We start from the raw sequence: 13110 nt of genomic DNA on the forward strand, positions 1-13110 counted from the left end.
TAATAAAATCTATGAAAAACCTAAATTAGAAAGTTGTTGTTTGTATCTAAAATTTTTAGTATCTATTTTAATTGAAGAAAATTCTCTTCTATTCGTATACTTATTTCTAATTTTAAAAAAATCTTCTTTAGCATTATTCCTAAAAAATAAGCTGTATTTTTCAACATTACAAAAAACTCTAATAATTTTACCAATTTTTTCTTCTGAAATACTGTATTTTTCTGGTATTTTAAATCTAAAAATTGGTTTATTAGGAAAAAGAATTTTATCAAATTTTTTTTTTATTTTCAAAAATTTGCAGTATTTTTTGTATATTAAAAAAGTACCATTTAGTCTTCCTTCTAATGAATATCCAGCAATATGAGGAGTACCTATATCTATTAAAGAAAAAAGAGAAGAAGAAAATTTTGGTTCGTTTTCCCAAACATCTAATGCTACTTTTATTTCTTTTTTTTCTTTTAAAATTTTAAGTAATCCCAAATTATCTACCACTGCTCCTCTAGAAGTATTAATAAGAATGCAATTCTTTTTTAGAGATGACAAAAAATTGTAGTCTATTAAATGCCAAGTAGAATGTTTACAATGTTTTGTTAAGGGAACATGCAAAGTGATTATATCAGCAGATTTAGCAACTTCTTTTAAATTTTTACAGTTTTTTTGATTTTTTACAAATGGATCATAAAAAATTGTATTAATTTGCATTTTTTTTAGTATTTTAAATAGTAAAGATCCTATACTTCCCATTCCAATAATTCCAACTACTTTATCTTTTAAAAAAAAATTGTATTTTTTCGCAAAAAAATACATGCAAGAGATAACATATTCTACAACTGATCTAGAATTACAACCTTTTGCAAAAGAAAATTTGATTTTTGAATTTTTTAGATATTTTGTATCGACATGATCTATTCCAGAAGTTGCACTTCCTACAAATTTTACTTTAGTGTTTTGTAGGCTATTTTTTCTTATTTTTATAGAAGACCTAATAATTAAAGCATCAGAATGAGATAGTACAAATTTTTTAAATATTCTTTTTTTAATAATATTTACTTTTCCTACACTAGAAAATATATTTTTTCCAAAATATACGTTTTCATCTATTAAAATATTCAAATATACCTCCAAATTTAAAAAATTTTCTTTATGACCAAAGAAACATTTGTTCCTCCAAAACCAAAACTATTAGTCATAATAGTATTTAGTTTTTTTTTAGTATACTTTGTAATCAAATTCATTCCTTTTACATTAGAATCTACTTTTTCTATATTTATGCTAGGAGCAATAAAGTTATTTTCTAACATAAGAAGACTAAAAATTATTTCATGAACTCCAGAGGCTCCTAAAGAATGTCCAGTCATAGATTTAGTAGAGGAAAAACAAGGATGTTTTTCACCAAATGTTTCTTTAATAGCTAGTAATTCTTTTATATCTCCTATTTTTGTTGATGTTCCATGAACATTAATATAGTCAATAGGAGAATCTATATCTTTTATTGCATTTTTCATGCATCTTATAGCTCCTTCTCCAGAAGGTATAACCATATTAAATCCATCTGAATTAGCTCCGTATCCAACAATTTCAGCATAAATATGAGCATTTCTTTTTATTGCATGCTGTAGCTCTTCTACGACTATTATTCCAGCTCCTCCAGATATTACAAATCCATCCCTATGCGCGTCGTAAGCTCTTGATGACTTTTCTGGAGTATGATTGTAATTTGTTGATAAGGCGCGCATAGCATCAAATTCACAAGCTATTTCCCAAGATAATTCTTCTCCTCCTCCAGCGAATACTAAGTCTTGTTTGCCAAATTGAATCATTTCAAATGCATTTCCTATACAATGAGCTGAAGTTGAACATGCAGAACTAATAGAATAACTAATTCCTTTAATTTTAAAAAATGTTCCTAAACAAGCAGATATTCCAGAATTCATAGATTTAGGAACCATATAAGGACCTACTCCTTTTAGTCCTTCAGACTTCATTTTACTAAATACTATAGATTGATTTCTTGGAGAGCCTCCTCCTGATCCAATTATTAGTCCAGTTCTTTCATTTGAAATCATACTTTTCGTTAGATTTGAATCTGAGATTGCTTGTTGCATGCAAATATAAGAGTATATAGAAGCATCATTCATAAATCTTCTCATTTTTCTATCTATATTTTCTGATACATCAATTTTTATATTACCCCAAACATGACTTTTCATTCCAGAATCTCTAAATTCTTCAGAAAAAGTAATTCCAGATTGACCTTTTTTTAGAGAGTATAGAACTTCTTTTTTACTACTACCTATACTAGATAGAATTCCTATACCAGTTATTACAGCCCTTTTCATGTATAACCTCTTATAAAAATTAGTAGAAGAAAAATTAATTTGCATTCTAAAAAAAATTATAAAAAACTAAAAAACTTTTAATTTTTTGAAAAAAATTTCGTGGCATTGCGAGATATTTCTTAAATAATGATCCATAAGAACAATAGAAACCATAGATTCAACTATAGGCATGGCTCTAATACCTAAACAAGTATCGTGTCTTCCTTTAACTATAATAGTTTTTTTTCTATTTTTTTCGTCTACAGTATCTATTGGAATTTCTATACTAGAGGTAGGTTTTATAGCTGCGTGCAAAATAATTTTTTGTCCAGTACTAATACCTCCAATAATTCCTCCAGAATGATTACTTAAAAATCCTGATTTGCTAATTGGATCTCTATTTTTATCTCCTTTTTGTTCTACTACAGAAAATCCATCTCCGACTTCTACTCCTTTAACAGCATTTATAGTCATGATAGCATGAGATAGATCAGCATCTAATTTATCAAAAATTGGTTCTCCTAATCCTATTGGTACATTTTTTATGCAAACAGTAATTTTTGATCCAATAGAATTTTTTGATTTTTGGATTTTTTCTAGAAGATTTGCAATTTTTACGTTTTCTATATCTTTTATTTGATAAGAATTTTTTATTCTACACTGTAATCTACCGATTTTTGAAACATAAGAAGAAATTTTTATTCCACATTTTTCGAATAAATATTTTTTTGCTATACTTCCTGCAGCAACTCTAATAACAGTTTCTCTAGCAGAAGCTCTTCCTCCTCCTCTATAGTCTCTAATACCGTACTTATTTTTATAAGAAAAATCTGCATGACCAGGTCTATAAATGTTTTTATATTTTTGATAGTCTTTGCTTTTAAAGTTTTTATTTTTTATAAATATTCCTATACTGGCTCCCGTAGTTTGTCCTTTAAATATTCCAGAAACAATTTTTATTTTGTCTTCTTCAATTCTTTTTGTAGTATATTCAGAAAATCCAGATTTTCTTCTATTTATCTCTTTTTGTATGTATTTTTCTGAAATAGAAAATTTTGGAGGCATACCATCAATTACAGCTCCTATAAGTGATCCATGTGATTCTCCAAAAGTAGTTACTTTAAATAATTTACCTATACTATTTCCTGGCATATGACTAATTTTTAAATTGTTTTTTAATTTGTTGTTTTGTTAAAATAAATACTCCTTTCCCCCCTTTTTTTAAGGGTGTCCAAAAAAAAGAAATTTTAGGATACTGAGAAATTAAGTATTTCATTCTATTTCCAACTTCGCAAACTAAAATTCCATTAGAATTTAAGTATCTGTATGATAAAGATAAAATTTTTTTTATATAGAAGTTACCATCTTTTTCTCCATATAAGGCAATATTTGGTTCTTTTTTATACTCATTAGGAAGATGCAAAATTTCTTTTTTACTGACATAAGGAGGATTTGAAATTATCAAGTCGTATTTATCAAAAATTATATTTTTAAATAAGTTAGAAAAAATTAAATTTACTCTATTATGCAAATTATACATATTAATATTTTTTTCAGCTACATTAAGTGCTTTTATAGAAATATCGNTCGGAAGCATCTACAAAAGATTTTTTGTACTTTTTTGCACAAAGTATAGCTATACATCCGCTTCCTGTACACATATCTAAAATACGATTAGGATTTTTCTTTAAAAATCCAAAAAAATTTTTTTTTATTACCTCACATATAGGGGATCTAGGAATTAAAACTCTATTATCAACGAAAAATTTCAATCCACAAAACCAAGATGTTTTTGTTATATAAGAAGACGGAATTCTGTATCTTATTCTTTTAATTACTCTACTAATAATTCTAATTTTTTCTTTATATGTTAGTTTTGCAGAAAAAAATTTATAGCTTATATAAGGAGATAAATTTATACTAGAAAATACAATTTGTAAGGCTTCTTCATACGAATTTGTTGAACCTTGTCCATAAAATATATTAGATCTATTAAATTGACTAACTGTCCATCTTATTATATCAAGTATTGATTTCATTTCTACAGCAATCTTTCTGATATAGAATTTCATTTTTGTTATTTTTGTAAAAATTTTAATGCATAAAATAAATATTTTATTACTCTTGTCTTCCCTAAAATTCTTAAAATTTCGTTTAAAGAAAAATTTTTTGTTTTTCCAATCAAAATAAATTTAATTATCTTATATAGATCTTTTTTTTTAATTTTTGTTTTTTTTTCTATTTTATTAAGAGATTTTTCTATATTTTTATTTTTTGAATATTCTATTGATCCAAATTCTTCAATAATAGTTTCAATATCTTTCTCAGAAATTTTATTTAGATTTTTCTTTTTTGAAGATTCTGAGAATTGCAAAAAATTTTTATAAAAAGGAATGCAATTTTTTGAAACTTCTTTTAAAGAATTACATCTCTTTTTTACATAATTAATAACTTTTTCTATTTTCGGTCCTTTTTTAAAATTTGTGTTACAAATTTTAAAATATTTTTTTACGTACGGAAGTATTTCTTTTTCTTCAGTATTGTTAATATAATATTTATTTAACCAAAACATTTTTTTATAATTTAGTATGCTTGGAGATTTACTGATTGAATTTAAGTTGAATAAATTCTTCATTTCTTCATAAGAAAATATTTCTTTGTTTTTGTAAGACCAACCTAATCTAAGAAGGTAGTTTACTATACTTTCAGGAAGTAATCCTTCTTTTTTATAATCTAGTATATTTTTCGCAAAATTTCTTTTAGAAATTTTTTTTCTATTTTCATCTAGAATCATAGGAAGATGAGCATAAGTAGGAATCTTTTTTTTTAGAGCACGAATAATATTTATTTGTCTTGGAGTATTATTAATGTGTTCTTCTCCTCTAATAATATGAGTTATTCCCATTTCATCATCATCCACAACAGAAGCAAAATTATAGGTTGGAATTCCGTTGTTTCTAATAATTATCAAATCATCTAATTCAGAATTTTTAAAAATTATTTTCCCTCTAATTAAATCAAAAAATTCTATATCTCCTTCAGAAGGATTAAAAAATCTTATTACATATTTATCATTTTTATTTACTTTTTTAGAATTTTTTATACAAAACCTGTCATATTTAGGTTTTTTTTTTTCAAAAATTTGTTGTTTTCTTAGTTCTTTTAGTCTTTCTTCTTTACAATAACATTTGTATGCCAATTTTTTTTTCAGCATATAAACGACAATTTCTCTATATTTCACAATCCTTTTACTTTGAAAATAAACTTTTTCATCCCAATCAATATTAAGCCATTTTAATCCTCCAATTATACTTTTTAGAGAAGAAAACTTTACTCTAGCATAATCAGTATCTTCTATTCTTAGTAAGAATTTCCCTTTATTTGCTCTAGCAAATAACCAAGAATATAAGGCAGTTCTAGCATTACCTAAATGAAAATTTCCAGTTGGACTTGGAGAAAATCTTGTTTTAACTTTCATATTAATTTTATTACACCTATTTTGATAAAAACTGAATGATTAATATATTTGTATAATATATTACATTGTTCTATAATAAAAATATGGGGTGATTAGCTCAGTGGAAGAGCACCTCCCTTACAAGGAGGGGGTCGATGGTTCAAATCCATCATCACCCAATTGTATTTGGGTCGTTAGCTCAGCATGGTAGAGCAGTTGACTTTTAATCAATTGGTCGCAGGTTCAAATCCTGCACGACCCATTTAGTAGTTTACACAACAATAGAAATTGAATTAATTAGATTTTTCAAACTTTCCCTATTTTGTTTTAAAAATAAAAATATATTTTTAGCGTTCTTTTTTCCTAAATTTTTTATTTTTTTTAAAGTATTATATTCTACATTTAAAAAATTTTTTGTATTTTTAAGAGTTTTAGCAATTCTTACAGAATTGGATTTTCCTAAACCTTTTATACTTAAAGAATACAAAAAGCAAGAAAAATTTACTCTTTTAGAGTTTTGTATAGCTAAAAAAATTTTTTTTGCTTTTTTTTCTTTTATTTTTTCAATTTTTAAAAGATCATGAACGGACAATTTAAAAATATCAGAAAATTCTATGACTATATTTTTTACAATTAGATCTTCTATAATTTTTTTTCCTATTCCAGAAATATTCATAGCATTTCTAGAAACAAAGTGTTGAAAAATACAAATTTTTTGTTGCAAACAATTTTTTTTATTTTTGCACGATAGAAGACCATTTTTTTTTATGAAAATTTTTTCCTTACAAGAAGGACAATTTTTAGGAATTTCTATGCAAAATTTAGATTCCTTTTTATAAAAGGAAGAAATTTTTTTAGTTATTTTAGGAATCGTATTTCCTATTTTTTCTACTATTATTCTATCATTGATCATTAAATTCATTTTTTTTATGAATTTAAAATTGTATAGGTTTACATTAGTAATTTTTGTACCAGATATATATATTGGAGCAATTTTTGCTATTGGAACTATAGATCCTGTCTTTCCAACAGTAAAATAAACAGAAAGAATTTTAGAAATTTTTTCTTCTCCTTGAAATTTTACTGCTATCGACCATTTTGGAAATCTATGTGTATTTCCTAATTTCTTCTGTAATCTAAAACTATTGATTTTTACTACTATACCGTCTGTATCATAATCTAGTTTTTTTCTTTTTTTTTGCAGGATGTGATAAAAATTTTCAATTTCTTTTATTTGATAAAAAATTTTTGTATTCTTTTCTTCAGTAGGAAATCCAATCTTTTTTAAAAATTTTAGTATTTTAAATTGGCTTATGAATTTTTCTTTATTTTTTAAAAATCCAATACCATAACAAAAAAAATCTAAGTATTTTACTAAATCATTATTTGAAGAACTTCTTAAAATTCCAGAAGCAGCGCTTCTTGCATTAGAAAATATTTTTTTGTTTTTTTTTTTTAGAATTGAGTTGATTTTTAAAAAATTTTTTTTAGATACAAAAATTTCTCCCCTAATTTCGTATATATCGTTCTCTTTTTCTAAAGATAAAATTTTTGGTATTGTATCTAAATGATATATTTTTTTCGTAACATTCTCTCCAATTTTTCCGTTTCCTCTTGTGGCAGCTGAAAGCAAAGAATTTTTTTTGTATCTTAGATTTACTGCAATTCCGTCTATTTTTAATTCACAACAGTACTGAATTTTTTTGTTTTTTATTTTCTTTTGTATTTTTTTTTCAAATTTTTTTAAATCTGAAATTTTAAAAATACTTTCTAAAGAAAGCATAGGTTCTATATGCATACTTTTTAGAAAATTTTTTTCTTTTTGAAACCATATATTTTGCGTAATAGGATTAGAAACTTTAGTATTAGATTCCATTTTTTTCAAAATATCAAAATATACATCGTATTCATAATCTGTTACTTTAGGAGAATTTTTTATATAATAAAAAAAATTCCATTTTAATATTTTTTTCTGCAACTTTTTAATTTTTTTTTCCATATATTTATACTTATAAAAATTTTTTAGTTTTAGTTTGCTTTATGAAAATTTTATTTTTATGAAAATATTTAAAAAAAAAAATAATTTTAGATTATAATTGTTTTATGCAAATTAGTAACTAATTTTAATAGAACTAAACTTTTTTACTAAAAATGATTTGTACCAACATTTTAAAATATTCTATTTTTATGAAGGAAATACATAATGTATATAAAAACAGTAAGCATCAATATTTCGAATGGAATACACGCTCGTCCAGCAGCTAAATTTGTTAAATTAGCTAAAAGTTTTTTTTCTGAAATAAAAATTATTGCCAATAATCAAGAAGAAAATGCAAAAAGCATTTTAGGAATACAGTCTTTAGGAATAACAAAAGGTACTGAAATTAAAATTTGTGCTAATGGAACTGATGAAAAAAAAGCAGTTAATAGTCTTATAGAACTTATTAAAAAATTAAAGTAATCATTTAATTGGGAGAAAACATGATCTCAGGTATTTTAGCATCTCCAGGTATATCGTTTGGTAAAGCACTTTTATTAAAAGAAAAAAAAATTTCCTTCAAAAAAAAATATATTAAAAAAGAAGATATAGAAGGAGAAATAAAAAGATTCTTTATAGCTAGAGAAAAATCTTGTATACAAATAAGTAAAATAAGGGACAGAATAAAAAAATTTTTTGGAAAAGAAAAATCTGAAATTTTTGATAGCCATATTTTACTACTGCAAGATGAAGAATTAGAAAAAAAAATAGTATTTTTAATAGAAAAAAAATTGTATACTCCTGAATATTCTATTAATTTAGCAATTGAAGAACAAATTAAAAAAATAGAAAAACTAAAAAATGCTTATTTAAAGGAAAGAATTATAGATTTACAAGATATCAAAAAAAGAATACTACAAAATATTTTCAATTTTTCAGTAGTAGATCTAAGTACTTTAAAGAAGGAAGTAATACTGATTTCTAAAGATTTGACTCCTTCTGATATTGCTCAAGCTAATTTTAAAAAAATACTAGGTATTTTAACAGATGTAGGTGGAACAACATCACATACTTCTATTATTGCAAAATCTTTAGAAATACCAGCTATAGTTGGTATAGGAAATATAACTAAAATTGTAAAGAATGGAGATTTTATTTCAATTGACGCAATTAATAATAGAATATATATTAATCCAAAAAAAAATGAGTTTCAAAAAATTAAAAAAATAAAAATCAAGTATGAAATAGAAAAAAAGAATCTACAACAAGATAGCAAATTGCCTTGTATTACAATAGACAATCATAAAATTAAAATATGCGCTAATATTGGAAATATTTTTGAATTAAAAAATATAGAAAAATCTGGAGCAGAAGGAATTGGATTGTATAGAACTGAATTTATATTTATGAATAGAAATTCTCTTCCTAATGAAGAAGAACAATTTTTAGAATACAAATCTTTAGCACAATCTTTCAAAAATGAAATAGTTATAAGAACTTTAGATGTAGGAGGAGATAAAGAAATTTCTTGTATAAATTTTCCTAAGGAAAATAATCCTTTTTTAGGATGGAGAGGAATAAGAATTTGTTTAGATAAAATAGAGATACTCCGTACTCAATTAAGAGCTATATTCAGAGCTTCTGTATTTGGAAAATTAAAAATTATGTATCCTATGATTTCTTCTTTGGAAGAAGTGTATGCTTTAAAAAAAGAAATAGAAATTTTAAAACTTCAACTTAATAAAGAATGTATAAAATTTGATAAAAATATAAAAATAGGATTAATGATTGAAACTCCAGCAGCAGCTATACTTTCAGAGAATTTAGCACAAGAAGTTGACTTTTTTAGTATTGGTACAAATGACCTTACACAGTATACTTTAGCTGTAGATAGAGGAAATGAGTATATTTCTCATTTATACAATCCTATTTCTCCATCAGTTCTAAAACTTATTAAAATGGTTATTGAAGCTTCTCATAAATATGGAAAAAAAACTTCTATATGTGGAGAATTAGCAAACGATGAAAATGCAGCGATATTACTAGTTGGAATGGGAATAGATGAATTAAGTATGAATATTTCCTCCATAAAAAGAGTAAAAAAAGTAATTAGATCAATAAATTATAAGGATGCAAAAAAAATTTCTCAACTTGCCATTTTTTGTAAAACAAATAGAGAAATTATGAATCTGTTAGACACTTTTAAAAAAGAAAAAAAAATAAAATAAAAAAATTAAATTCTAGGAATTCGTTAATGAATGATAAAAAAGAACTAGCAAATGCTATAAGAATTCTTTCTATTGATGCAATAGAAAATGCAGGTTCTGGACATCCTGGAGCCGTTATGGGTATGTCTGATATAGCAGAAGTACTTTGGAGAAAATATATAAATCATAATCCAAATAATCCAAATTGGATAAATAGAGATAGATTTGTACTTTCGAACGGACATGCATCTATGCTTTTGTATAGTATTTTGCATCTTACTGGATATAAGATATCTATAAATGAAATTAAAAACTTTAGAAAGTTTGGTTCAGAAACACCAGGTCATCCTGAAAAAAATTCTTGGGGGGTAGATGTAACTACTGGACCTTTAGGTCAAGGATTAGCAAATGCAGTAGGTATAGCAATTGCAGAAAAATCTCTTTCTAGTTATTTTAATAGAGAAGGATACTGTATTATTGATCACTATACTTATGTATTTTTTGGAGATGGATGCATTATGGAAGGTATTTCTCATGAATCTTGCTCTTTAGCTGGAGTTATGAAATTAGGTAAACTTATTGCATTTTATGATGATAATAAAATTTCTATAGATGGAGAAGTAAAAAATTGGTTAAAAGACGATACATACATGAGATTTTATTCTTATGGATGGCATGTTATAGAAATAAATGGACATAACAGAAATGAAATTATTTCTGCTATTCAAGAAGCAAAAGGTACTTCTGATAGACCTTCTTTAATAATTTGTAAAACCACTATAGCGTATGGTTCTCCAAAAAAATCTGGAAAATCTATTTCTCATGGCGCTCCTCTTGGAAAAGATGAAGTACATTCTGTAAGAAAATTTTTACAATGGAATTATCCTCCATTCATTATTCCTGTTAGAATATATCAGTCTTGGAATGCTAAAATTTCTGGATCAGAAAAGGAAGAAAAATGGAAAAGAAAGTTCTATTCCTATAAACAAAAGTATCCAAAATTAGCTAGAGAATTAGTTAGGAGAATAAAAAAAACTCTTCCAAAAAAATGGAAAAATGAGATATTACGTATAACTAAAAATTGGAAAAGTAAAGAAAATACCATTTCTACAAGACAATCTTCAAGGAATACATTAGAACAGCTAGGTCCAATTGTTCCAGAATTGTTAGGAGGATCCGCAGATCTGACTCCAAGTAACTTAGCTTTTTGGTCAAAATCAATTTCTTTAAATAAAAATGAATTAGGAAACTATATTCATTATGGAGTTAGAGAATTTGGAATGACAGCAATAGCAAATGGAATATCCTTACATGGAGGTTTTATACCTTATAGTTCGACTTTTTTAATTTTTTCAGAATATGCTAAAAATGCAATTCGTATGGCCTGTATGATGAAAATACAGCATATTATGATTTATACTCATGATTCAATTGGAGTAGGAGAAGATGGTCCTACACATCAACCAATAGAACAACTTTCTAGTTTAAGAATGATACCTGAAATTAGTGTTTGGAGACCTTGTGATTATGTTGAAACATTTATAGCATGGAAAATAGCTATAGAAAATTCTTGTAGACCTACTGTTTTAGTTCTTTCTAGACAAAATTTGGAGCAACAAAATAAAGATTTTAAAAAATTTTTGTCTATTCAAAAAGGAGGATATATACTGAAAAATTCTAAAAAACCAAAAATTTTGATTCTAGCAACTGGATCAGAAGTTTCTATAGGAAACCAAGTATACGAAGAATTAAAAAAAAGAAATGTTTCCTCTAGATTAATTTCTATGCCTTCAGTAGACGTTTTTGAAAAACAAAATAAAAAGTATAAAAATTCTGTTATTCCTAGAAACAAAAAAATACCTATCATTATTATAGAAGCTGGAAACACAAATTTTTGGTTTAAATTTCTTAGATATAGAAAAGGAAAAATTTTTGGAATTAATGAATTTGGAAAATCAGGATCAGAAAAAGAACTATTCAAGTATTTTGGAATAGTTAAAGAAAATATTTTAAAATTTATATGCACTGAACTAAATTTGTAATGAAATTTTTATTAGAATTTACAAAAAAATTAATACAAAGTCCTTCAATTAGTCCATTAGATTTAGATTGTCAAAAAATTATAAGAAAAATTCTTATTTCTCTTGGATTTATAGTAAAAACCATAGATTTTTCTGATACTAAGAATACTTTAGCATGGAAGATTGGAATGAAAAATTCCAAAAGTTTTGCTTTTTCTTGTCATACTGATGTTGTGCATCCAGGAAATTATAGTCTTTGGAAATTTCCTCCTTTCAAAGCATCTATAGAAGGAAACTATCTTTATGGAAGAGGTGTTGTAGACATGAAAGGTGCTATATCTTCTATGATTTTTGCATTAAAAAATTTTCTAAAAAAAAATCCTTTTCATAATGAAGAAATTCTATTCTTTATTACTTCAGATGAAGAATCTAAAGCAAGATTTGGAACAAAAAAAATTGTAGAGTATTTAATAAGAAAAAAAAAGAAAATTCATTATTGCCTAATAGGAGAACCATCCAGTAAATTTTTTGTAGGAGATCAAATTAGAATTGGTAGAAGAGGATCTTTGAATATAAAAATTTTTGTTTATGGAGCACAAAAACATGTCGCTTATTCAAATGGATTTGAAAATCCTTATCATAAATCTATATTTTTTTTAAAGAATTTTTTAAACCAAGAGAAATTCAATTTTCAAATTATAGATATAAAAAAAGAAAAGAATATAAGTAATACTCATCCAGAAAAAATAATAATTTTTATAAATATAAGGTATGAAAGTAAAGTCTCTGTACCTAAAATTAAAGAAATGATAGAAAAAGCACTAAAATACTATAGAATAAAATATCAAATATATCTCGAAAATTCTAGTAAACCTTTTGAAAGTAAAAAGGGAAAATTTTTAAATAAAGTTAAAAATTCTATTAAAAAAGTACAAAAATTTCTTCCACAAATAAATAATTCCGGAGGGACATCAGATGGAAGATTTATACGAAAATTAAATTGCCAAATAGTAGAATTAGGATTACAAAATGCTACTATTCACCAAATAAATGAGAGAGTGAGATTAGATGATCTATTATCTTTATCCTTAATTTATGAAGAAATTTTAAATAATACTGTGCTATAATT

General features: G+C 25.0%; 10 protein-coding genes and 2 tRNA genes. 6 read left to right on the forward strand and 6 right to left on the reverse strand.

All coding sequences use genetic code 11. The features are described from left to right. Positions 1-9 precede the first annotated feature (9 nt). From AOQ89_RS01080 to gltX, 5 genes are all read right to left on the reverse strand, one after another. Entirely contained in the window at positions 10-1113 is a 1104-nt protein-coding gene (locus tag AOQ89_RS01080; RefSeq protein WP_195909755.1) for a 4-phosphoerythronate dehydrogenase, read from the reverse strand. Between the two features lie 14 nt (positions 1114-1127). Next, positions 1128-2339: a beta-ketoacyl-ACP synthase I gene (fabB, locus tag AOQ89_RS01085; RefSeq protein ID WP_080872522.1), complete on the reverse strand. Its 1212-nt coding sequence runs from the start codon at positions 2337-2339 to the stop codon at positions 1128-1130. A 66-nt stretch (positions 2340-2405) separates the two neighbouring features. After that, the gene (gene aroC, locus AOQ89_RS01090; RefSeq protein ID WP_080872524.1) at positions 2406-3470 is read right to left on the reverse strand and encodes a chorismate synthase; all 1065 of its coding nucleotides are present in this window, start codon (positions 3468-3470) and stop codon (positions 2406-2408) included. Positions 3471-3474: 4 nt separating this feature from the next. Then, positions 3475-3915, reverse strand: coding sequence for a HemK family protein methyltransferase (locus AOQ89_RS02995; protein ID WP_143715371.1), 441 nt, complete (start codon positions 3913-3915; stop codon positions 3475-3477). 480 nt (positions 3916-4395) lie between these two features. Then, positions 4396-5796, reverse strand: a complete 1401-nt coding sequence (gene gltX / locus AOQ89_RS01100) for a glutamate--tRNA ligase (protein WP_080872526.1) — start codon at positions 5794-5796, stop codon at positions 4396-4398. A gap of 86 nt (positions 5797-5882) precedes the next feature. Here gltX and AOQ89_RS01105 point away from each other — a divergent pair. Then, positions 5883-5954 (forward strand) — tRNA-Val (locus AOQ89_RS01105). Between the two features lie 9 nt (positions 5955-5963). Further along, positions 5964-6037: transfer RNA gene (locus AOQ89_RS01110), tRNA-Lys, on the forward strand. Positions 6038-6046: 9 nt separating this feature from the next. Here AOQ89_RS01110 and ligA read toward each other — a convergent pair. Then, entirely contained in the window at positions 6047-7774 is a 1728-nt protein-coding gene (ligA, locus tag AOQ89_RS01115) for an NAD-dependent DNA ligase LigA (RefSeq protein WP_080872528.1), read from the reverse strand. Positions 7775-7978: 204 nt separating this feature from the next. On the opposite strand from ligA, the gene AOQ89_RS01120 reads away from it, so the two are divergent. From AOQ89_RS01120 to dapE, 4 genes are read left to right on the forward strand one after another with little or no spacing between them, the layout of a single operon-like run. Next, positions 7979-8236, forward strand: a complete 258-nt coding sequence (locus AOQ89_RS01120; protein ID WP_080872530.1) for an HPr family phosphocarrier protein — start codon at positions 7979-7981, stop codon at positions 8234-8236. A gap of 20 nt (positions 8237-8256) precedes the next feature. After that, complete coding sequence (gene ptsP / locus AOQ89_RS01125) at positions 8257-9981, forward strand: phosphoenolpyruvate--protein phosphotransferase (RefSeq protein WP_080872532.1); 1725 nt, start codon at positions 8257-8259, stop codon at positions 9979-9981. Positions 9982-10007: 26 nt separating this feature from the next. Further along, positions 10008-12002, forward strand: coding sequence for a transketolase (gene tkt / locus AOQ89_RS01130; RefSeq protein ID WP_080872535.1), 1995 nt, complete (start codon positions 10008-10010; stop codon positions 12000-12002). After that, positions 12002-13108 carry a succinyl-diaminopimelate desuccinylase gene (gene dapE, locus AOQ89_RS01135; RefSeq protein WP_080872537.1) on the forward strand — a complete coding sequence of 369 codons (1107 nt, stop codon included), beginning with the start codon at positions 12002-12004 and terminating at the stop codon, positions 13106-13108. Before tkt ends, dapE begins: the two co-directional genes overlap by 1 nt. Positions 13109-13110: the final 2 nt, after the last annotated feature.

This window comes from bacterium endosymbiont of Pedicinus badii (genome assembly GCF_002075085.1).
Lineage (GTDB): Bacteria > Pseudomonadota > Gammaproteobacteria > Enterobacterales > Enterobacteriaceae > PRUG.

Coding starts and splice junctions, on each gene's coding strand:
- ptsP (WP_080872532.1), top strand. CDS start 8,257: ATGATCTCAGGTATTTTAGCATCTCCAGGTATATCGTTTGGTAAAGCA.
- gltX (WP_080872526.1), bottom strand. CDS start 5,796: ATGAAAGTTAAAACAAGATTTTCTCCAAGTCCAACTGGAAATTTTCAT.
- ligA (WP_080872528.1), bottom strand. CDS start 7,774: ATGGAAAAAAAAATTAAAAAGTTGCAGAAAAAAATATTAAAATGGAAT.
- tkt (WP_080872535.1), top strand. CDS start 10,008: ATGAATGATAAAAAAGAACTAGCAAATGCTATAAGAATTCTTTCTATT.
- aroC (WP_080872524.1), bottom strand. CDS start 3,470: ATGCCAGGAAATAGTATAGGTAAATTATTTAAAGTAACTACTTTTGGA.
- AOQ89_RS01120 (WP_080872530.1), top strand. CDS start 7,979: ATGTATATAAAAACAGTAAGCATCAATATTTCGAATGGAATACACGCT.
- fabB (WP_080872522.1), bottom strand. CDS start 2,339: ATGAAAAGGGCTGTAATAACTGGTATAGGAATTCTATCTAGTATAGGT.
- dapE (WP_080872537.1), top strand. CDS start 12,002: ATGAAATTTTTATTAGAATTTACAAAAAAATTAATACAAAGTCCTTCA.